We start from the raw sequence: 20,117 nt of genomic DNA on the forward strand, positions 1-20,117 counted from the left end.
GATTCCCGCCGGTCGCCGCCACGATCCGCAGCCCCACCCCGGCGTCCAGCGGCCCCGCCACCACCGACCGCAGCAGCTCCAGCGCGGCCGGCCCGTCCAGCCCCGCGACCTCGGTGACCGGCAGACCGGCCGGGGCGTCGAAACCGGTGCGGACGGCGAACACCAGGCCGACGCTCTCGGCGTGCACCCGGCGGCCGACGAACGCCAGCACGCCCAGCGAATCCCGGTCCAGCCACTGGAGATCGTCGACGCAGCACAGCAACGGCCGCTTCTTGGCGGCCTCCGCCAGCACGGTCAGCACCGCGAGCCCCACCAGGAACCGGTCCGGCGGCGGCCCCTCGTCGAGCCCGAACGCCACCCGCAGCGCCCGGTGTTGGGGCGCGGACAGCACACCCGGTTCCTTGAGGTCGTCCAGGAAGGGCACGAGCAGCCGGTGCAGCGCCGCGAACGCGAACCCCGCCTCGGCCTCCACCCCCGCCACCCGCAGGAGACGCAGATCGGCCGCCTCGGCCGCCGCGTGGTCGAGCAGCGCGCTCTTGCCGATCCCGGCGTCGCCCCTGAACAGGACGACACCGCTCAGCCCCCGGCGCACATCCGCCAGGAGACGGTCGAGTTGGCCGCGCTCCGGGGAACGCCCCGCTAACCGCACACTCAACACCCCTCGCCGCGGCGGCTCGTGTGAAGCTCTGGTGAAGGGAGCATGGCACGGCCCTACGATGCCCGATTCACTCTGCGTGCCCAGGACTTGCCCCTCCGTGCCACAACCGCGTGCCCGTTGCAACCGGCTTTGTCGGCCGCGCCCGGCCCGGCGGACACTGTCCCCCGGGGAGCGACCACCACGGCCTTGGGGGAAACAGTGCTGGTTCTCGACACCGACGACGTGCCGGTCGCCGACCGGTACGAGGCGCTGCGCGCGGTCGTCGCCCGGGAGGGCGGGGTCTCCGACGTCGAGGAGGACGAGCCGGCCGCCGCCATGTGGAAGCGGCTGGAGGTCTGGAACCTCGGCCCCCTCACCCTGTTCGACACGCGCGGCACCAGCGTCCGCTTCGTGCGCTCCTACCGCAAGACGCGCCGCGAACTGGTGAACAACGTCTCGATCATGACCCAGGCCGAAGGGTTCGGCACCGGCGCCTTCGGCTGCGACGGACACCAACGGCACCTGAAAACGGGCGGGTTGGGGCTCGTCCCGCACATGGTCGCCTCCCACGAGTACGGCTGGTCGGGCAGCGGCCGCTCCGTGGCCTTCTCCGTCGACATCGCGCAACTCGACCTGCCCGTCGACACGGTGCGCGCCGCGATCCCCCTCGTACGGCACAGTCCCGTCGAGTCCCTGCTCCTCCAGCAGCTGCGCCTGCTGCGCCGGCACGCGGACCGGTTCAGCGCCGGCCCCGAGGCGGAAGCCCTCGCCGCCGCCACCGTGCAGCTCACCCGCGCCCTGATCATGTCCGTCGCCGGCGACGGCCGCGTCCGTGAGGAGGTGTCCCGGGAGACCCTCCTCACCCGTGTCCTGGCCTACCTCCGCGCCCACTTGACCGAGCCGGACCTCACACCCCAGCGCGTCGCCCGGGCCCACGGCGTCTCCGTGCGCACCCTCTACCGGCTGTGCGAGGAGGGCGGGTTCAGCCTGGAGCAGTGGATCATCCGCCGCCGTCTCGAAGGGGCCCGCGCCGACCTGGCCGCGCCCGACCAGGCCCACCGGACCGTCGAAGCCGTCGCCCGCTCCTGGGGGTTCACCCGCCCCGCCCACTTCTCCCGCCGCTTCCACCAGGCGTACGGCACCACCCCGGGCCAGTGGAGACGGCATGCCCGGCAGGGGGTCGCCCTGTCCCGGGAGGAAGATGAGTGAAGGCGCAGTACGTGCGGGGGAGTTGCCGGCGGCGCGGCACGGCTAGGGTGCGAGCGCCGTCATCACCGCGCGCGGCAGCGACGGGTTGCCGGCCGCCGCTTCCGCCACCGCGTCGTGGGAGTCGCTGAGCAACTCCGTGACGACGTGCGGCGGGAGCGCCGGATGTCCGGCGGCCAGGGGCTTCGCCCGCTCGTCCGCCAGACAGGCCAGCAGCGCCGCCGCCGTCGCACGCGGGTGCCGGGCGATCTCACGGAGCGCCTTGCGCACCGGCGGCTCGTGCCGGGCCAAGTCCTCCAACAGGGCTGCGGACACGTCCGGGTTGAGCACCACCGGGGTGACGACCTGGACGCCGTGCCGCTCGACCATCGCGCGCAACCGCCCCTCGGACAGCCCCGGGTGCGGGGCGACCGCCTTGACCACCTTCGCGTCGGGATCGTCCGCGAGCGCGTCACGGATCCCGGCCGGCAGATCACGCCGCTGGGCAACCAGCATCCGGGCCGCCGCGTCACGGGACGCGGCCAGCCGCTCGACCTCCTCGGGAGAGGCCAGGGCGATCCGCGGCAGCAGCGTCGAGCCGATCCTCGCGGCCCCGGCCAGACCCACGAGCACATCGAGCGGCACACGCGGGTTGAGGGCAAGCCCGCGGCGCACGTCGACGTCCTCGTCCTCGGCCAGCCGGCGCATCAGCGGCTCGTCGATCGCGGGATTCTCGGCGAGGTCGGCCCGGACGCCGGGCAGCGGATCCGACACGAGCCGCCGCGCCGCCTCCGGGGGCAGGCCGGGGTGGGCGGCGAGGGCCCAGCGCAGCAGAGGGGAGGGGTGGCCGGCGAAGCCGACGACGGCCTCGGCGGGCGTGGCCGGGTTCGTCAGCGCTGCCCGCCGCATCTCGTGCAGGGCGGACGCGTGGGAGCCGTCGCAGGAGGCGCCGGGCGGCAGATCGCAGTCGAGCCGCGGGCAGTGCGGGTCGTGCACGAAGGGCGTCCCATGGCGGTCGCACACCAGGCACCGCCGCGCCGGGGGCAGGTCCTCGCCGCTGAGCAGCGCCGCGAGCACGGCCGGCGGCGTCGCCTCGTTGGCCGCCGCCGCCCGGCGGACCTCGGCGTGCGGATGCGCCGCGAGCGCGGCGGCCACGTCCGGCTCCGTCGTCCACAGGGCCAGCTCCACGACGACGTCCACGACCGGGTCCGCGGCGAGCCTCGCCGTCACGTCCGGCGGGAGCCCGGGGCAGGCGGCCAGCTTCTCCCGCCGCCCGACGTCCGGATCCGCCGCGAACAGCCGCGCCCACTCCGGCTCACCGGCACCTTGGTCGAGCAACGCCAGTGCGGCGTGAGGCAGTCGTGCGGGGTCGACGTCGGCGGCCGTCAACCGGCCCCCGTACGCCAGCGGTACGGCGCTGTCCTCGTCGCGCGCGGCCAGCGCGACCGCCTGGGCGCGGCTGAGGTCGTCGCGGGAGGTGAGGCTCAGGGCGATGTCGTCGTCCACGACCTCGATCAGCCGGTCGATCAGCTCGGAGGGCAGGGCGGGATTGGCGGCGAGCCCGGCGAGGAGATGCTTCACAGCGGGCATCCTGCCCGGCACGAGCGTGAACGGCCTCTCGTTTTCCGTCGTATGACCGCTCGGGCCGGACTTCCCGTGCCGGGCGGGAGGGCCGGGTGGAAGAATCCGTGTCCGCGGGGAGGACAGGGAGGAGGAGCGGAAGATGATCGACTGGGTGCTGGTCAGGGCCGGAGCCAGGCCCGTCCCTCAGCCCGTCGCCACGCCGCTGGTGTGGGCGACGGCCTCCGGAGGCGCGGTGATCCTGGTCGCCGTGCACTACGCGCTCGTGGGTCCGGGCCGCCCCGGGCCCGCGCTGGCCGCGCTGTGCCTGCTGGCGGCGCTGCTCGGCCTGTGCGCCCGCTTCAGCGCCGCGCCCGGCACGGCCCTGCTGTGCTGGCTGTTCCTCAACGGCTTCGCGATCCCGCCCCTGGGCACGCTCACCTGGGCCGGACAGCGCGACGCCTTCTGGCTCACCTGCCTGTGCGCGGCCACCCTCCTCGGCACGGCCTTGGCCCGCTTCCTCCACGCACGCGCCGCCTACCGCCGTCTCCCCGCGCGCGGGGAGACGGGTGATGCCGCAGACTCCTTGTGAGGGGCCGCAGACCCCGGCGCGAGGGGCTGCGCGACGCTGCGGGCGGCTGCGCGAAGGCGTGGGCGCGGAGAGGGTGAACGGCCGTGCTCGAGGTCCCGCTCTGGCTGTGGGGAGCGTTCGCCGCGACGGTGGTGGTGTCGCTGGCGGTGGACCTGCTGGCCCACCGCTCCGCGCATGTCATCGGCTTCAAGGAGGCGGCGGCCTGGAGCGCCCTGTGGGTGACTCTCGCGCTGGTCTTCGCGGCGGTCGTCCTCCTCGTGCTCGGCACGACGGCCGCCACCGAGTACACCACCGCGTGGCTGCTGGAGAAGAGCCTGTCGGTGGACAACCTCTTCGTCTTCGCCGTCATCTTCGCCTACTTCAAGGTGCCCCGCGCCTACCAGCACCGCGTGCTGTTCTTCGGCGTGATCGGCGCGCTGGTGTTCCGCGGGATCTTCCTCGCCCTCGGCGTCGCCGTCGTCAGCCGCTTCACCGCCGTGCTGTACGTCTTCGCGGCCGTCCTCTTCTACAGCACCTACAAGCTGCTCAAGGGCGAGGAGGAGAGCTTCGACCCGGGCCGGAGCTTCGCGGTGCGGATGCTGCGCAAGCTCGTGCCGGTGCGGGACGAGTACGCGGGCGCCAAGTTCTTCGTCAAGGAGGCGGGCAAGCGCGTCGCCACGCCGCTGCTCGCGGTGGTCGCCGCGATCGAGGCGGCCGACCTGATCTTCGCCGTCGACAGCGTCCCGGCCGTCCTCGCCGTCAGCGACGACGCGTTCATCGTCTACACCAGCAACGCGTTCGCCATCCTGGGGCTGCGGGCCCTGTACTTCATGCTCGCGGGGCTCCTGGACCGGTTCTACTACCTCAACAAGGGCCTCGCGATCATCCTCGGCTTCATCGGCGTGAAGCTCATCCTCCAGGCCTCCCACAAGCTGATCAGCCCGAGCGTTCCGGAGATCCCCTCGCCGGTCAGCCTCGCCGTCATCGTCGTCGTCCTGGCCGGCTCCGTCGTGCTCAGCCTGCGCCGGCGGCCGCCTCAGGACTGACCCGACCTGTGCCATTTTGTCGGCTACGCCCTATTGTTAAAGAATGAGCAAAACCGAGCAGGAGACCGGTCGCCGTCGGGCGCTCGTGTGCCCGGACTGCAAGCGACCCGTGGACATGACCATCAAGGGCCGGCACAAGACCCTGGGCGTCTATGTGCCGGTGTGGGGCCCGGGCCCCTGCCACCACCCCGACTGCCGCACGAAGCGGGCACGGCCCGCCGAGGGCGGCGAAGGCGGGCCGGGGACTCAGTAGTTCTCCCACTCGTTCAGCACGTACTCCAGCACGGCCGGGTCCATCAGCGTGCTCGGCCGTACGTCCTGCCGGCGGCGGTCGACGGGGAACACGGCGGCCGCCTTCAGGACGGCGTCGTCGAGATAGCGCAGCCGGGGCGCGTCCGGCGCCAGCCGCAGCGGCGGGGGAGCGGTCGTGCGGGGGGCGGCCAGGACGAAGCCCCAGTTGCCGAAGCTCGGCACGTCGACCTGGAACTGGGCGGTCGCGTAGCCCGCCGTCTCGACGGTCTTCGTGATCGACCAGAAGGTCTTCGGCGCGAAGAACGGCGACCCGCTCTGCACCATCACCCTGCTGCGCGGCGTCAGGACCTGGCCCAGCAGGTGGTAGAACTCCACCGAGTACAGCTTCGCCAGCGCCGCCGTGTCCGGGTCGGGGAAGTCGATGACCACCGCGTCGTACGTCCGGCGCGCGTCCCGCAGCCAGTTGAAGGCGTCGGCGTTGACGACCTCGACCCTCGGGTCGTCCAGCGCCCCGCCGTTCAGCTCGCGCAGCGGCCCGAAGTCCCGCGCCAGCCGGGTCATCGCCGGGTCCAGCTCGACGAGGGTCACCTCGCGCACGTCGTCGTAGCGCAGCACCTCGCGCAGCGCGAGCCCGTCGCCGCCGCCCATGATCAGGACGTTCCCGCGGGGTCCCGCGAGGGCGGGGTGGACCAGCGACTCGTGGTAGCGGTACTCGTCGACCGAGCTGAACTGGAGGTCGCCGTTGAGGAAGAGCCGCATGTCCGCGGCGCCCGTGAAGGAGGTGGAGCGGGTGACGACGATCTCCTGGTACGGCGTGGTCTCCGCGTGCACGATCGGGTCCCGGTACATCTGCTGGCGCGCGGTGACCTCCAGGTCGTCCGCGAACGCGTACGCCGTGCCGAGCACCCCCAGGACCGCCGTCACGAAGGCGAGCAGACCGAGCTGGACGCGCCGACGGGTCTGCCGGCGGAAGATGAACACCACTACGATCACACCGGCCACCGCGTTGACCGCGCCGACCACCAGCGCGCCCTTGAGCTGCCCGAACGTCGGCAGGAGCAGCAGCGGGAAGCACAGTCCGCCCACCAGCGCCCCGATGTAGTCCACGGCGAACATGTCGGCGACGGCGCTGCCCGCCTCCTGTCGGCGGATCCGCTGCAACAGCGTCATCAGCAGCGGGATCTCGGCTCCGATCAGCAGCCCGACCACCATCGCGACCACGATCATCGCCGGGGTGTAGAGCCGCAGCCAGGCGAACGCCGCGTACAGCACCAGCACCGACAGCCCGCCGACCAGCGCCAGCACGCCTTCCACCAGCGCGAACGCCCCCACCGGCCGGCGGCGCAGCGGCTTGGCGGCGAGCGAGCCGACGCCCATCGCGAAGACCATCACGGAGATGACCACGGAGGTCTGCAACACGGAGTTGCCGATGAGGTAGCTGCCCAGCGCGGTGAGCGCCAGTTCGTACACCAGGCCGCAGGCCGCGCAGAGGAACACCGAGAGCAGCAGCAGGAAGCGCGCCCCCCGGGAGTGGCGTGCGGCAGGGAGGCCGTCGGACCCGGTGGGGGCGCGCTCGCGCAGAGCGGTGGCGGAGCCGTTCGCCGAGGCGGCGGCGGGGGGTGTGGAGCCGGTCATGGGGTGTGCCTAGGAGAGGGCCGCGCCGACCATGAAGGCGGTGCCCAGGTACATGCCGGCCTGGACCCAGGCGGCGGGGTGCGGGCGGTCCTCACGGTCGTCGAGGACGACCGCGCCCATCTGGCCGGGGGTGAGCAGACCGATCACTATGCCGACCAGGGTCATCACGAGCACCCCGGCCAGCCCGTAGGTGAGCGTGCTGACCAGGCCCTGGCCGAGGCCCTTCTCGGACTCGCTCGCCTGGATCGCCTCCATGATCACCAGGCCCACGGCGAGGGACTGGCTGCCCAGCAGGACGGCCGCGCCGCGGTTGCGGTCCGTCCACACCACGTGGAACAGCTTGCCGGGCGTGACGAGGTCGAGGGCGATGAAGCCGACGGCCATCACGACGAGGCCCACGAGTCCGTAGAGCAGGGCCTGGCCGGTCGACTGGAAGATCTCGGTCACTGCGTTGCCTTTCTTCAGGGCGTCAGGAAGGGCGTCGGGAGGGGAGCCGTGCGGGACCGGGTGCGACCGTGCGGGCGTGTCGACCGGGTGGGCGGGTCACTTGCCTTCGCCGGGGCCGCCGCCCCGGAAGCTCGCGCTGTTCGGGTCGGGCCACAGGCCGAGGTGCTGGCTGTGCCGGCGGTAGCCGTTGCGGTAGTCCTCGACCTCGATCCGGCTGCCGCAGCCGTACGGGGAGACGGTGACCATGTCGTCGCCGTAGCGCAGGAACTCCATGCGGCCGCCCGAGGCGCGGTCGATCGCCTTGCGGTTGTCGTGTATCTCGTCGGCGACCTTGGTGGGGGCGTCGCACCGGTCGAGCCAGGCCGCGCCGTTCGCGGTGTACGTCTTCTTGATCCAGCCGAGCGGGACCCCGTCCTGCCCGTCGGAGGAGGAACAGGCGGTCAGCAGGACCGCGGACAGCGCGGCTGCCATCCCCGTGCGGACGAGTCGGGCGCTCTTCATCGGGCCTCCAGCCGGGTGTACGTCGATACGATCTGGCCGTGCTGCGGATACGTGTGCCACGTGCGCCAGAGCAGCCCGCCGCCGGGCGGCGCGTCGGCCGCCTCCACGACCACCGCCGTGACCGCCTCCGGCGATCCGGGGAAGACCCCGCACAGGCTGTTGTCGTCGGCGTTCACCCGGTCGAGGATCCGCGCCACCCGGGCGCTGAACTCCGCGGGGCTCAGCCGTCGCGTGTGCGCGCCGAACTCGTAGTTCCAGCCGGGGAGTTCGCTGGTGTGGGTGGCCGGCAGTCCCTTGACGGTCCCCTGGAGACAGGCCACGGTCTCCCGTACGGGGCCGGCGAACACCTGGTGGGAGGCGCCGAGCAGGCGCAGCCGGACGTCGAGTCCGCCCACGGTCACCTCGCGCTCGGCGAGCGCCGGCCGCTCGGGCAGGTCCAGGGAGAAGCAGAGCTGATCCGCGTCCGTGTCCAGATAGGGGGCATCCAGAGAAACGGCATGCATACGGAACCCCCCGGTCGGATCTTGCTATAAGCGGCGCCGAGTATGACACATGCGGCACAGGAGGTTTGAACTCAGGGGAGGAAGGAACGGCTCCGGTCCTCGCAGGTCGGCCCAGGTCAGGCCCGTCCGTGCGCCTCCTGGGAGCGGCGGGACAGCGAGTCGATGACCACCGCCGCGAAGAGCACGCTGCCGGTGATCACGAACTGGACGGCGGTCGGGGTGTCCGTGATCGCCATGCCGGAGGCGATCGACTGGATGACCAGCATGCCCAGCACCGCGGACCAGGTCGTCCCCCGCCCCCCGAACAGACTCGTCCCGCCGATGACCGCCGCGGCGATGGCGTTGACCAGCAGCACGCCCTGCCCGGAGCCCTGGCTCACGGAGGTGATCCGCGAGGCCAGGAACAGACCGCCGACGGCGGCCATGGTGCCCGAGACCGCGAGGACCGCCGTCTGCACCCGCGTCACGCTGAGGCTGGCGCGCCGGGCCGCCTCGACGCTGCCGCCGAGCGCGTACACCTGCCGCCCGTAGTGCGTGCGGCGCAGCAGGACGTCGAGCCCGGCCACGATCACCAGGAAGACCAGCAGGGCGAGCGGCAGGCCCTGGAACCGGTTGAGCAGGTAGGCGATCGCGAAGGCCAGCACCGCGAGCCCTCCCGTGCGCACCGCGATGTCCCGCGGCGAGCGGTGCGGCATGCCGACGGCCCTGCGCCGGCGTCGGTCCCGGTCGAGGACCAGGAAGACCGCGCCCGCGGCGACGGCGGCCACGCCGTAGGCGACCGCGTCATGGGTGAAGTAGTAGCTGGTGAGCTTGGCGACGAGCCCGTTCTCGTCGAGGTTGACGGTTCCGCTGTCGCCGAGGATGGACAGCATCAGCCCGTTCCAGGTGAGCAGTCCGGCCAGGGTGACCACGAAGGCGGGCACCCGGGTCCGCGCGATGGAGTAGCCCTGGACGGTGCCCGCCACGGTGCCCGCGAGCACCCCGACGACGAGGGCGAGCCACTCCGGCACCCCGTGGTGCACGTTGAGCACGGCGAAGACGACCGCCGCCAGTCCGCTGATCGAGCCGACGGACAGGTCGAGTTCGCCGAGCAGCAGCACGAAGACGATGCCGACCGCGATCAGGCCGGTGCCGACGATGTCCACGCTGAGGTTGGACAGGTTGCGCGGGGAGAGGAAGTTCTCGTTGAGGGACTGGAAGGTGATCCACACGACGAGGAGGACGAGCACCACGGGCAGTGAGCCCAGTTCGCCGGAGCTCACCCTGCGCCGGCCGAGCGCCACCGCGGCCTCCGCGGCGCGGGCGACGGCCCGCCCGGGGTGCGGCCTGCGCGGGGCGTCGCCGGCCGTGACGGGGTCCGTCCGCGCGGTGTCCGCCCTGTCGCGCATGTTCTTCACCACCCCGCCTCCCGGGACGCCGGCCGGCGGGGCACGTTCTCCGTGGCGCCGGTGATGGAGGAGATGATCTGCTCCTGCGACGCGGTGTTCACGTCGAAGAAGCCGTTGTTGCGGCCGAGCCGGAGCACCGCGGCACGGTCCGCGAGCGCCTTCACGTCGCCCATGTTGTGGCTGATCAGCAGCACCCCCAGACCGCGGTCCCGCAGCCGGTCGACGAGGTCGAGGACCTCGGTGGTCTGCTCGAAGCCCAGCGCGGCGGTCGGCTCGTCCAGCAGCAGCACCCGCGGCTCGGCCAGCAGCGAGCGGGCGATGGCGACCGTCTGCCGCTGGCCGCTGGAGAGCGAGACCACCGGCCCGCGCAGATCGGGCAGCCGCCGGGTCAGCCGCTCCAGCAGCTGCCGGGTGCGCCGCTCCATCTCCACCTCGTCGAGGAACCCGAACCGGCGCAGCTCCCGTCCGAGGAACAGGTTCCCGACGACGTCGAGGTTCCCGCACAGCGCGAGGTCCTGGTAGACGGTGGCGATGCCGAGGTCGCGGGCGTCGTGCGGGCGTCTGATGTGGACCGTCCGGCCCTCCCACTCGATGACGCCCTTCTCCGCGGGCGTGACCCCCGAGATCACCTTGACCAGGGTGGACTTGCCGGCCCCGTTGTCCCCCAGCAGTGCGACGACCTGACCGGCGTGGATCTCCAGCTCGATGTCCGTGAGGACCTTGACGACGCCGAAGCGCTTGCACACGCCGTGCAGCGCCAGCAAGGGGGGATCCGGCACGCGAACCATCTCCTTCCCGTCAGGCCAATCCCGTCAGGCCGATCCCGTCACGTCGGTCCGTGACCTGGGTCCCGTCACGTCAGCCCCGCCCGCTCGCAGGCGGCCCGCAGCTGCGGGACGCAGATCTGCTGGACGGTGTGCACGCCGTCCTTCACCACGGTCTCCTCGATGTTGTCGACGGTCACCGACACCGGGGTGAGCAGGACGGCCGGGACCGTCCGCCCGTCGCCGGTGCGGACCTCGCCCGTGGCGACCTCCGTGAGGCCGTGCCCGCGCGCCGCGGCCACGGCCATCGCGCCGCCGGCGGACGCCTCGGGCGCGAAGGGCTTGAGGACGGTCATGTACTGGTCGCCGCCGACGATGCGCCGCACCGCCCCGAGTTCGGCGTCCTGCCCGGTGACCGGCGGCAGCGGGGCCACCTTGTTCGCCTTCAGGGCGGAGACGCTCCCGGCGGCGAGCCCGTCGTTGGCCGCGTAGACCCCGTCGACGGCGTCGGGGCCGAGGCTGGAGAGCGCGGCGGTCATGTTCATGTTCGCAGCTTCGGGCCGCCACTGGACGGTGTCGTAGGCCTTGCCGATCCGCACCTTGCCGCGCAGCACCGACAGGGCGCCCTCCTTGAACGCCACCGCGTTCGGGTCGATGGGATCGCCGTTCATCATGACGATCTGGGCGCCGGGCACCTTGTCGCCCATGGCCTGGAGCAGCGCCCGGCCCTGGAGCCGGCCGACCTCCACGCCGTCGTAGGAGACGTATCCGGAGATCGGGCCCTGAGCGAGACGGTCGTAGGCGATGACGGGGATGTCCGCCTGGTGGGCCTTGGTGACCGTCGCGGCGAGCGAGCGGGCGTCCACGGCGACGAGCACGATGGCGTCCACGCCCTTGGTGATCATCGAGTCCATCTGGCCCTGCTGGACGGCCACTTCGCCCCCGGCGTTGACGTGCTCCACCGAGCAGTCGGCGCACAGCTCCTTGATCCGCTTCTCCAGCAGCGGCTTGTCCTGGGTCTCCCAGCGGGCCGTGGTGTTGTCCGGCAGCAGCACCGCGATGTTCGGCGAGCTCTCCCCGCCCGACCGCGTTCCCGCGCCCGGCCCGCAGGCGGCGAGGGCGACGGCTGCCGCGACGGCGGTCACGGTGGCGGTCGTCTCCCGTATGCAGGCCTTCATGTGCGATGCCTCCTCGCCCTGCCTCGCGTGGCCCGGGAGCGCTCGCGGGACGGTTTCGCAGGAGTGCCGGGCGGCCGTCGGGCGCCTGCCGTCGATGGCCATAGGGTGGATATGTTCGGTTGGTCCGTATATGCGATTCTGGTGTGCGGGTGCCCTGATCTCAACCCGGCACCTGCGGCATGGACGGGAGGTCGTTGCGGACATGCCCCATGACGGCGGTGCCCGCGCCGGGGTCTCGGAGCTGTGGGCGTCCGAGGCCGGCGCGGCGGGCACCGGAGCGCGGCCCCCGGCGCAGGCCGACCCGGGGGACCGGGCCCTGACGTTCGCCGGGGCCACGTTGACCGCTGTCTACGCCCCCGCCGCCGGCGACGGCCTGGGCCACGGGGAACTCCGGCTGCTCGACGCGGCCGGCCCCGCCCTGACCGGATCGCGGCTGCCGGAGCGGCTGCCCGTGACCGGCGACTCGCCCGCCGCCCAGGCCTTCCGCACCGGCCGCCCGCAATGGCTGAGCCCCGCCGCGCTCGCCTCCCACCCCGAGGGCGGACCCCGGCCGCCGCACACCGGGACCTCGCTCGGCGCGCTGCCCCTCGGCACGGAGACCAGACGGCTGGGCTGCCTGGTCGTCGTGGGAGCCCCCGCCGACGGCTTCCAGCCCGAGCAGCGCCGCTTCCTGGAGGGGTACGCCGACGCCGTCGCCTCCCTGCTCCAGCCCGGCGCCGGCCCGCACGCGCCGTCGTCGCTGCTGGAGCCGGCCCTGCGCAGCCTGCGCGTGGGCTCCTTCGCCCTGGTCCCCGACACCGGACTGATCGAGGCCGACGACACGCTCCTCGACCTGGTCGGCATCACCCCAGACGACTTCGACGGCAAGGTCGACAGCCTCCTCGCGCACGCCCTCCCCGAGGACATGCACGCGCTGATGTCGGTCCTGGAGCCGTCCGCCCAGACCTCCGGCCGGCGCGAGCTGGAGTTCCGGGTCCGCTGCCCCACCGGGGAGACCCGCTGGCTGACCCTGAGCTGCCGCGTCGAGCCCCGCACCGAACACCGGCTGGAACAGGTCCTCGGCGTGGTGACGGCGACCCCGGTGCTGCCCCGCGGATCCGACGACGTCGCCCGCATCCAGTGGCTGACCGCCGCCCTCGACGAGGCCGTGACCGTCAGCGACGTCGGCGAGGTGGTGGTCGCCGCCCTGCGCGAGCCGCTCGGCGCCGACCGGGTGGCCCTCGCCACCCTCCAGGACGACCGCCTCATGGTCACCCTGCTCGACCCGCCGCAGCCCGCCGCCTGGCCCCCGTCATGGCGGGCGGAGTGGCGCACCGAGTGGCCCGACGCCCCCGTACGCGCCCTGCCCACCCTGCGCTCCGCCCTGCGCGACGGACGCATGGACCTGTGGCCGGCCGGCACCGCCCTGGAACCCGGCCTGGCCGGCGTCGGCGCCGGCGGACTGGCCGTGCTGCCGCTGCCCGCCAAGGGCCGCGTCGCCGGGGTGTGCCTGGTCGGCTGGGACCAGCCGCACGAGTTCGTGCCCGAGGAGCGGTCCCTGCTCACCGCCACCGCGGCCCTCGTCGGCCAGGCCCTCAAACGCGCCCACGCCCACGACGCCGAGCAGGAACTGGCGACGATGCTCCAGCGCAGCCTGCTGCCCCGGCGCCTGCCCGAACTGCCCGGCGGGACCGCCGTCGCCCGCTATCTGCCGGCCCGGCGCGGCCTCCAGGTCGGCGGCGACTGGTACGACGTCATCGCCCTGTCGGAGGACCGGGTGGCGCTGGTCATCGGCGACGTGCAGGGACACAGCGCCGGCGCCGCCACGATCATGGGCCAGATGCGCACCGCCGTCCGCGCCTACGCGATGGAGGGCCACCCGCCCGACGTGGTCGTCTCCCACGCCAACCGCCTCCTCGTCGGCATGGAGACCGACCTCTTCGCCACCTGCTGCTACGTCGAACTCGACATGGAGGAGGGCACCACCCTGGTCGTCCGCGCCGGACACCTCTCCCCGCTGGTGCGCCGGCCCGACGGCGGCACCGAGGAGGTGGAGGTCGAGGGCGGGCCCCCGCTGGGCGTGATCGCCGAGGCCGACTTCCCCATGACGGCCGTCGAACTGACCCCCGGCACCGTCCTCGCCCTGGTCACCGACGGCCTGGTGGAGGCCGCCGACCTCCCCCTGGACGAGGGCATGCGGCGCACCCGCGTCGCGCTCGCCGCCGCCGACCCGGCGGACCTCGGGCGGACGGCCGACCACCTGCTCGGCGACGTCGGCCGCCGCGAGGACGACGTGGCGCTGCTCCTGCTGCGCTACGACGGCATGAAGACCCGGCCGATCCGGGCCGGCTGGATGGTGTGGCGGCTGCCCGACGCCGTCATGCACGCCCGCCGCTTCACCGCGCGTACCCTGCGCCGCTGGAAGGTCGAGGAGTCGGCCGACGCCGTCCTCCTCGTCGTCTCCGAACTCGTCACCAACGCCCTCGTGCACACCCAGGGCTCGGTCCGCGTCGACCTCATGCTGCGCGGGGACCGGCTGCGCGTCTCCGTGAGCGACTCCTCGCCGCGCGCCCCCGCCAAACCGGTGATCGTGGACTGGGAGTCGACCGGCGGCCGTGGCCTGCTCCTCGTCGAGGCGATGTCGGAGTCCTTCGGATCGGTACCGGTGGCCGGCGGCAAACAGGTCTACTGCGAGATCGCCGTCCCGGGACGCGAACCCGCCTGGGCGGAGACCGGACCCCGCACGGAACCGGGAGCCCCGCCGTGAACACCCCCACCCGGGCCGCCCGCGCCCGGCGCCTCACCCTGACCCTCACCGCGACGTTCGCCGCGGCCCTCATGACGATCTCCCTGGCCTCGTGCGCGGGGGAGGAGGAAGGGAGTTCGGACGGCTTCGCCGTCGGCCTGCTGCTCCCGAACCGGGTGACCCCCCGCTGGGAGAAATCGGACAAGCCGCTGATCGAGAAGCGGGTGAAGGAGCTGTGCCCCCGCTGCACCATGGAGCACGCCAACGCCGACAACGACGTCACCCGGCAGCGTCAGCAGATGCTCACCATGATCACCAAGGGGGTGCGGGTCCTGATCCTCGACGCCGCCGACACCAAGGCGCTGCGCTCGTCGATCCAGGAGGCGCGCAGGGCGGGCGTCCCGGTCCTCGCCTACGACCGGCTCGCCGAGGGCCCGATCTCCGGCTACGTCAGCTTCGACGGGGCGCAGATCGGCAGGCTCCAGGGCGAGGCGCTGCTGAAGGCGCTGGGCACGAAGGCCGACAGGTCGACCGTCGTCATGATGAACGGCGACCCGACCAGCGCCAACGCGGCCTGGTTCCGCCAGGGCGCGCTGTCCGTCCTCGACGGCGAGGTGCGGATCGCCAGGTCGTACTCCACCCAGAGCTGGACCACGGAGAACGCCCACACCAACATGACCGCGGCCATCGCGGCGCTGGGCCCCGCCCGCATCGACGGCGTCCTGGCGGCCAACGACGCCCTGGCCGCCGGCGTCATCTCCGCGCTCAAGAGCGCCGGCGTCAGCAGGTTCCCGCCCGTCACGGGCCAGGACGCCGACCTCGACGCCGTACGGCGCATCGTCAAGGGCGAGCAGTACATGACCGTGTACAAGCCCTTCAAGGAAGAGGCCGACGCCGCCGCCGCGATGGCCGTCGCCCTGGGCCGCGGCGAGGACCCGGCCGACGTCGCCACGACGACGATCGACAGCCGCACCGACAAGGACATCCCCGCCGTCCTGCTCACCGCCACCGCGGTCACCGCCGACACCCTCAGGCGCACCCTCGTCGACGACGGCGTGTTCACCGTCGGCCAGATCTGCACCCGCGAACTCCGAGCGGCCTGCGCCCGCGCCGGACTCACCGGCTGACCGGCTGACCGGGCCTAGGGTGCCCGGGTGCGGACCAGGAGGAGCGCGACGTCGTCGTCGGGCTCCGGGCGCAGGGCGTTCAGGACGGCGTCGCTGGTGCGCTCCAGGCAGGCGTCCGGGCTCTGGAGGAGACGGGTCAGCGTGCCGAGGCCGGCGTCGATCGACTCGCCCCGGTTCTCCACCAGCCCGTCGGTGTAGAGGGCCAGCAGCGAACCCGGCGTCAACTCCAGCTCCACGGTGCCGAAGTCCACGCCGCCCACCCCGAGCGGAACGCCGCCGGGCACGTCGACGAGGCGTACGGAGCCGTCCGCCGAGGTCAGGACGGGCGGCAGATGACCGGCGCTGGACAGCGCGCAGGTGCCGCGCCGCAGATCGCACACCGCGTACACGCAGGTGGCGATGGCGTCGCCGAGCGAGCCCGCGATGTCGTCGAGGTGCCGCAGCAGCTCCGCCGGCGGCAGGTCCAGCCGGGCCAGCGCCCGGGTGGCCGTGCTCAACTGCCCCATGATCGCGGCGGCTTGGACGCCCTTGCCCATGACGTCGCCCACCACGAGCCCGGTGCGTCCGGGCCCCAGCGGCAGCACGTCGTACCAGTCGCCGCCGACCTCGCTCAGGGCCGGGCGGTAGCGGGCGGCGATGTCGAGCCCCTCGCGCTCGGCCGGCGCGGAGGGGAGCAGGCTGCGCTGGAGCGTCAGGGCGGTGGCGCGTTCGCGGCCGTACAGGCGGGCGTTGTCTATCGAGATCGCGGCCCGTGCGGCCAGCTCCGCGGCGAGGACGCGGTCCTGCTCGTCGAAGGGACGCTCGTTGACCGTGCGGTACAGGCTGAGCGTGCCGAGCACCTTGCCCCGGGCCATCAGCGGCAGCGCCAGGTAGGAGTGGACGCCCGCCTCGCGCAGCGCCCGCGCGGCGTGCGCGTCCCGGGCGATGCGCCGCATGATCCGCTCGTCCACGTGCTCGACGAGGACCGGCCGGGCGTCGCGGACGCACTGGGTGATGATCCGCGAGGGGCCGTAGGTGGCCAGCTCGCCGACCGGGTCGGCGGCGTGGATGGCGTCGGTGGGATACCCGGCCGCCACCGCCAGCGCCCGGAACTCGGCGGGCGCCTTGCCCGTGACGGGCGTGATGGTGCCGTGGGCGACGACCGACTCCAGCACGTCGACGGCGGCGAGGTCGGCCACATGCGGCACGGCCACCTCCGCCAGCTCCCGCGCGGTCTGCGGCAGGTCCAGCGTGGTGCCGATCCGCACCCCGGCGTCCGCGAGCACGGACAGCCGCTGCCGCGCCTGCGCGATCTCGGTGGCGGCCTGCTGGCGTTCGGTGACGTCCAGTACGGCCATCGCCAGGCCCAGCACCCGGCCGTTGGTGTCCTCGATGCGGTGGTACGACTCCGAGTACGCGCGGTCCTGGGCGTCCGCCGCCGTCCGCCCGATGGTCTGCTGGTCCAGCAGGGGTCTGCCGGTCGCCAGGACGTGCCGCATCCGGTTCTCGATGGCTTCCACGTCCAGGTCGGGCAGCACCTCGCCCACCCGGCGGCCCACTACGGCCGACTCGGGCACGCCGTTCATGCGCTCCAGCGCCGGATTCACGCCCACCCAGCGCAGATCGTTGTCGAACACGGCGATGCCCAGCGGCGTCTGGTTGACGAGGCTGTGCGAGAGGGCCAGGTCCCGCTCCACCACCCGCACGGTCCGCGCGTCCGTCGCGAGCCCCAGCAGATGGGGCTGGCCCTCGGCGTCGAGCAGGCGCATCGTGCGGAACTCGACGGCGCGTTCCGTGCCGTCGCGGTGCCGCAGCGGGAAGACGCCGGCCCAGCGGGACCCCGAGCGGACCTGGCTGAAAAGCTCCCTGACCCTCGGTCGGTTCTCCGGGGCGACCAGCAGGATGTCCCCGCGCTCTCCGAGCGCCTCCTCCGCGGAGTAGCCGAGCAGCTGCTCGATCTCGGGGCTCCAGAGCGCGATGTGCCCGACCGCGTCCAGGACCACGGCGGCGACCTTGAGAAGGTCCAGCAGCCCGCTGGGCGCCGCCGTGATCTCGTCGCCGCCCGTGGTCACATCCCCGTACATACGAGCCGCTCCCTCCGGCGCGGCAAAGGGTACCGCCAAGATCCGTGCAGTCAGCTATCCGATTAGGTCACAGTACGGACGACAGGGCAACACTTTCACGCCGGAGATCGAAAGACGCCGGGGTTCGGAGGACGCCGGAGGTCGGAAGACGCCGGGGTTCGGAGGACGCGTCGCCCTTCCCGGCGTCAGGCGGTCGCCGGGTAGCTGAAGAAGCCCCGGCCCGACTTACGGCCCAGCAGTCCCGACTCCACCATGCGGCGCAGCAGGGGCGGCGGGGCGTAGGCCGGCTCGCGGTACTCCTCGTAGAGGGCCTCGCCGATCGCCGCCACCGTGTCCAGGCCGATCAGGTCGGCCAGGCGCAGCGGCCCCATGGGGTGGGCGCAGCCGGTCGTCATGCCGGTGTCGATGTCGTCGGCCGTCGCCGTGCCCGAGCCGAGCATCCGCACCGCCGCCAGCAGATACGGCACCAGCAGCGAGTTGACCACGAAGCCGGCCCGGTCCTGGGCGACGATCGTCCGCTTGCCCAGCACGTCCGTCGCGAAGGCGGCCACGCGCCGCTGGACGGCGTCGGAGGTGTGCAGCGAGGGGATCACCTCGACCAGCGGCATCACCGGGACCGGGTTGAAGAAGTGCAGGCCCACCACCGACTGCGGGCGGGCGGTCGCGGCGGCGAGCCGGGCGATGGGGATCGAGGACGTGTTGCTGGCGAGGATCGCGTCCGGGCCGGCGATCGCCTGGTCCAGACGGCGGAACAGTTCCGTCTTCGCCCGCTCGTCCTCCACCGCCGCCTCCACCACCAGGCCCGCCCCGGCCAGCCGGGACAGCTCGGCGGTGACGGTGATGCCGGAGAGCGCGTGGGCCCGCTGCCCGGAGGTGAGCGCGCCCTTCTTCTCCGCCCGCAGCAAGGAGTCCGCCACGGCCGCCAGCCCCGCCCGCGCCCGCTCCTCGGTGGTGTCGCACAGGGTGACCGACAGTCCGGCGCGGGCACAGACCTCCGCGATGCCCCGGCCCATCTGCCCGGCCCCCACCACCCCCACCCGCTCGATCGTCGCCGTCATCCGCTGCTCCTCCCTCGACGACGGCGCGCGCACGCCGCCACGACCTGTTCCGCCGCGCTGAGCCTAAGCTGGCCGCACCGCCTCTGACCTGCGCGGATCGTGCGTCTTTCGCGCACAAAGATGCGTGGACGCGGCGTTGACCGGCCGGAGCGGACGCGGCCAGGCTGGGCATGCCCGCAGCGACGATCAGCAGGAGGCAGACGTGGACACCCAGCCCGGCCCCGGCACCCCCGACGGTCCCACCGCTCCCGGGCCGGGATCCCTGCACGGGGTGCGGATCGCCGACTTCTCCCGCGTCCTCGCGGGGCCGTACGCCACCATGCTGCTCGCCGACCTCGGCGCGGACGTCGTCAAGGTGGAACGGCCGGGCGTCGGCGACGAGACCAGGGCGTGGCGTCCGCCGGCCGACGGGCAGGGCACCTCCACCTATTTCCTCGGCGTCAACCGCAACAAGCGCTCCGTCGCCCTGGACCTGACCCGGGAGAGCGACCGGGCGCGGGCCCGTGAGCTGGTCGACGGGGCCGACGTCCTGGTGGAGAATTTCCGGCCCGGGACGATGGAGCGGCTGGGCCTCTCCTACGAGGAGCTGAAGGGCCGCAACCCGGGGCTCGTCCACTGCTCGATCAGCGGCTTCGGGACCGGTGCCGGGGCCGCCGTCCCCGGCTACGACCTGCTCGTGCAGGCCGTCGGGGGCCTGATGAGCGTGACGGGGGAGCCGGACGGCGAACCGGTCAAGGCGGGGGTGGCCCTCGTCGACGTCGTCACCGGACTGCACGCCGCGCTCGGCATCCTGGCCGCCCTGCGGCACCGCGACGCCACCGGCGTGGGGCAGCGGGTCGAGGTCAGTCTGCTGGGCTCGCTGCTGTCGGCCATGGTCAACCAGGCGTCGGGTTACGCCGTCGCCGGCGTCGTCCCCGGGCGGCTCGGCAACGCCCACCCGAGCATCGCCCCCTACGAGACCTTCCCCACCGCCGACCGGCCGCTGGCGCTCGCGGTCGGCAACGACGGGCAGTTCGCGGCGCTGGCCGCCGCCCTCGGCCGGCCGTTCCTCGCGGCCGACGAGCGGTTCCGGACCAACCCCGACCGGGTGGCCCACCGGGCCGAACTGCGCGAGCTGCTCGGCGAGCGGCTGCGCACGGCGGGGGCGGACCACTGGTCCGGGGTGCTGCTCGCCGCGGGGGTGCCCGCGGGGCCCGTCAACACGCTGGACGAGGCCTTCGCGTACGCGGAACGCCTGGGACTCCCCACGGTCGTCGACGTGCCGGCCCCGCCGCCGGGCCCCGCGTCCCGACAGGTCGCCCACCCCATCACCCTGACCGAAACCCCAGCGACCTACCGCCTGCCCCCGCCGCCACTGGGCGCCCACACGTCCGACGTCTTCCCCGACGACACCTCGGCGCCCTAGCCCGGCGCTTCGCCGAACCGGACCCTGCGCCCCCAGCCTCGCCCCGGCGGGGGGTACCCCCGCGCCCACCCG

General features: G+C 73.3%; 17 protein-coding genes and 1 pseudogene. 7 read left to right on the forward strand and 11 right to left on the reverse strand.

Going from position 1 to position 20,117, the window contains the following annotated elements; all coding sequences use genetic code 11:
* Nucleotides 1-241: 241 nt before the first annotated feature.
* Nucleotides 242-658, reverse strand: a pseudogene (locus ACFYX4_RS23665) (ATP-binding protein); the annotation flags it as partial.
* Nucleotides 659-856: 198 nt separating this feature from the next.
* Here ACFYX4_RS23665 and ACFYX4_RS23670 point away from each other — a divergent pair.
* A complete protein-coding gene (locus tag ACFYX4_RS23670; protein ID WP_389336640.1) occupies nt 857-1,846 on the forward strand; it encodes a helix-turn-helix domain-containing protein in 990 nt (329 codons plus the stop codon).
* Between the two features lie 42 nt (nt 1,847-1,888).
* On the opposite strand, the gene ACFYX4_RS23675 is transcribed toward ACFYX4_RS23670, so the two are convergent.
* Nucleotides 1,889-3,403: a hypothetical protein gene (locus ACFYX4_RS23675; RefSeq protein WP_389336643.1), complete on the reverse strand. Its 1,515-nt coding sequence runs from the start codon at nt 3,401-3,403 to the stop codon at nt 1,889-1,891.
* A 142-nt stretch (nt 3,404-3,545) separates the two neighbouring features.
* On the opposite strand from ACFYX4_RS23675, the gene ACFYX4_RS23680 reads away from it, so the two are divergent.
* From ACFYX4_RS23680 to ACFYX4_RS23690, 3 genes are all read left to right on the forward strand, one after another.
* On the forward strand, nt 3,546-3,974 hold the full coding sequence (locus ACFYX4_RS23680; protein ID WP_389336646.1) for a hypothetical protein: 429 nt from the start codon (nt 3,546-3,548) through the stop codon (nt 3,972-3,974).
* A gap of 83 nt (nt 3,975-4,057) precedes the next feature.
* On the forward strand, nt 4,058-4,999 hold the full coding sequence (locus ACFYX4_RS23685) for a TerC family protein (protein ID WP_389336649.1): 942 nt from the start codon (nt 4,058-4,060) through the stop codon (nt 4,997-4,999).
* Between the two features lie 43 nt (nt 5,000-5,042).
* Nucleotides 5,043-5,252, forward strand: coding sequence for a hypothetical protein (locus tag ACFYX4_RS23690; protein WP_389336652.1), 210 nt, complete (start codon nt 5,043-5,045; stop codon nt 5,250-5,252).
* On the opposite strand, the gene ACFYX4_RS23695 is transcribed toward ACFYX4_RS23690, so the two are convergent.
* The 7 genes from ACFYX4_RS23695 to ACFYX4_RS23725 all read right to left on the reverse strand — a co-directional run bounded on the left by ACFYX4_RS23695 (nt 5,246) and on the right by ACFYX4_RS23725 (nt 11,667).
* The gene (locus ACFYX4_RS23695) at nt 5,246-6,886 is read right to left on the reverse strand and encodes a polyamine aminopropyltransferase (protein ID WP_389336655.1); all 1,641 of its coding nucleotides are present in this window, start codon (nt 6,884-6,886) and stop codon (nt 5,246-5,248) included. The genes ACFYX4_RS23690 and ACFYX4_RS23695 overlap by 7 nt on opposite strands.
* Nucleotides 6,887-6,895: 9 nt before the next feature.
* Complete coding sequence (locus ACFYX4_RS23700; RefSeq protein ID WP_389336658.1) at nt 6,896-7,333, reverse strand: DUF350 domain-containing protein; 438 nt, start codon at nt 7,331-7,333, stop codon at nt 6,896-6,898.
* A 96-nt stretch (nt 7,334-7,429) separates the two neighbouring features.
* Nucleotides 7,430-7,834 carry a DUF4247 domain-containing protein gene (locus tag ACFYX4_RS23705; RefSeq protein ID WP_389336661.1) on the reverse strand — a complete coding sequence of 135 codons (405 nt, stop codon included), beginning with the start codon at nt 7,832-7,834 and terminating at the stop codon, nt 7,430-7,432.
* Nucleotides 7,831-8,337 carry a DUF2617 family protein gene (locus ACFYX4_RS23710; protein ID WP_389336664.1) on the reverse strand — a complete coding sequence of 169 codons (507 nt, stop codon included), beginning with the start codon at nt 8,335-8,337 and terminating at the stop codon, nt 7,831-7,833. Before ACFYX4_RS23710 ends, ACFYX4_RS23705 begins: the two co-directional genes overlap by 4 nt.
* Before the next feature lie 116 nt (nt 8,338-8,453).
* Nucleotides 8,454-9,725: a sugar ABC transporter permease gene (locus ACFYX4_RS23715; RefSeq protein ID WP_389336667.1), complete on the reverse strand. Its 1,272-nt coding sequence runs from the start codon at nt 9,723-9,725 to the stop codon at nt 8,454-8,456.
* Nucleotides 9,726-9,730: 5 nt separating this feature from the next.
* Nucleotides 9,731-10,513, reverse strand: a complete 783-nt coding sequence (locus ACFYX4_RS23720) for an ATP-binding cassette domain-containing protein (protein WP_389336671.1) — start codon at nt 10,511-10,513, stop codon at nt 9,731-9,733.
* Between the two features lie 65 nt (nt 10,514-10,578).
* Complete coding sequence (locus ACFYX4_RS23725) at nt 10,579-11,667, reverse strand: sugar ABC transporter substrate-binding protein (RefSeq protein ID WP_389336674.1); 1,089 nt, start codon at nt 11,665-11,667, stop codon at nt 10,579-10,581.
* 202 nt (nt 11,668-11,869) lie between these two features.
* On the opposite strand from ACFYX4_RS23725, the gene ACFYX4_RS23730 reads away from it, so the two are divergent.
* Both ACFYX4_RS23730 and ACFYX4_RS23735 read left to right on the forward strand, forming a co-directional pair.
* The gene (locus tag ACFYX4_RS23730) at nt 11,870-14,413 is read left to right on the forward strand and encodes a SpoIIE family protein phosphatase (RefSeq protein WP_389336677.1); all 2,544 of its coding nucleotides are present in this window, start codon (nt 11,870-11,872) and stop codon (nt 14,411-14,413) included.
* A gap of 71 nt (nt 14,414-14,484) precedes the next feature.
* The gene (locus ACFYX4_RS23735; protein WP_389336917.1) at nt 14,485-15,519 is read left to right on the forward strand and encodes a sugar ABC transporter substrate-binding protein; all 1,035 of its coding nucleotides are present in this window, start codon (nt 14,485-14,487) and stop codon (nt 15,517-15,519) included.
* Nucleotides 15,520-15,533: 14 nt separating this feature from the next.
* On the opposite strand, the gene ACFYX4_RS23740 is transcribed toward ACFYX4_RS23735, so the two are convergent.
* Together ACFYX4_RS23740 and ACFYX4_RS23745 are read right to left on the reverse strand one after the other, a co-directional pair.
* Nucleotides 15,534-17,582 (reverse strand): SpoIIE family protein phosphatase, encoded by a 2,049-nt coding sequence (locus ACFYX4_RS23740; protein WP_389336680.1) that lies wholly within the window; start codon nt 17,580-17,582, stop codon nt 15,534-15,536.
* Nucleotides 17,583-17,767: 185 nt separating this feature from the next.
* Complete coding sequence (locus ACFYX4_RS23745; protein ID WP_389336683.1) at nt 17,768-18,640, reverse strand: 3-hydroxybutyryl-CoA dehydrogenase; 873 nt, start codon at nt 18,638-18,640, stop codon at nt 17,768-17,770.
* Between the two features lie 202 nt (nt 18,641-18,842).
* On the opposite strand from ACFYX4_RS23745, the gene ACFYX4_RS23750 reads away from it, so the two are divergent.
* Nucleotides 18,843-20,045: a CaiB/BaiF CoA transferase family protein gene (locus ACFYX4_RS23750; RefSeq protein WP_389336686.1), complete on the forward strand. Its 1,203-nt coding sequence runs from the start codon at nt 18,843-18,845 to the stop codon at nt 20,043-20,045.
* Nucleotides 20,046-20,117: the final 72 nt, after the last annotated feature.

Source organism: Streptomyces sp. NPDC002328, assembly GCF_042890065.1.
Taxonomy (GTDB): Bacteria; Actinomycetota; Actinomycetes; order Streptomycetales; family Streptomycetaceae; genus Streptomyces.

Coding starts and splice junctions, on each gene's coding strand:
- ACFYX4_RS23680 (WP_389336646.1), top strand. CDS start 3,546: ATGATCGACTGGGTGCTGGTCAGGGCCGGAGCCAGGCCCGTCCCTCAG.
- ACFYX4_RS23690 (WP_389336652.1), top strand. CDS start 5,043: ATGAGCAAAACCGAGCAGGAGACCGGTCGCCGTCGGGCGCTCGTGTGC.
- ACFYX4_RS23695 (WP_389336655.1), bottom strand. CDS start 6,886: ATGACCGGCTCCACACCCCCCGCCGCCGCCTCGGCGAACGGCTCCGCC.
- ACFYX4_RS23705 (WP_389336661.1), bottom strand. CDS start 7,834: ATGAAGAGCGCCCGACTCGTCCGCACGGGGATGGCAGCCGCGCTGTCC.
- ACFYX4_RS23710 (WP_389336664.1), bottom strand. CDS start 8,337: ATGCATGCCGTTTCTCTGGATGCCCCCTATCTGGACACGGACGCGGAT.
- ACFYX4_RS23715 (WP_389336667.1), bottom strand. CDS start 9,725: ATGCGCGACAGGGCGGACACCGCGCGGACGGACCCCGTCACGGCCGGC.
- ACFYX4_RS23720 (WP_389336671.1), bottom strand. CDS start 10,513: ATGGTTCGCGTGCCGGATCCCCCCTTGCTGGCGCTGCACGGCGTGTGC.
- ACFYX4_RS23725 (WP_389336674.1), bottom strand. CDS start 11,667: ATGAAGGCCTGCATACGGGAGACGACCGCCACCGTGACCGCCGTCGCG.
- ACFYX4_RS23730 (WP_389336677.1), top strand. CDS start 11,870: ATGCCCCATGACGGCGGTGCCCGCGCCGGGGTCTCGGAGCTGTGGGCG.
- ACFYX4_RS23735 (WP_389336917.1), top strand. CDS start 14,485: ATGACGATCTCCCTGGCCTCGTGCGCGGGGGAGGAGGAAGGGAGTTCG.
- ACFYX4_RS23740 (WP_389336680.1), bottom strand. CDS start 17,582: ATGTACGGGGATGTGACCACGGGCGGCGACGAGATCACGGCGGCGCCC.
- ACFYX4_RS23745 (WP_389336683.1), bottom strand. CDS start 18,640: ATGACGGCGACGATCGAGCGGGTGGGGGTGGTGGGGGCCGGGCAGATG.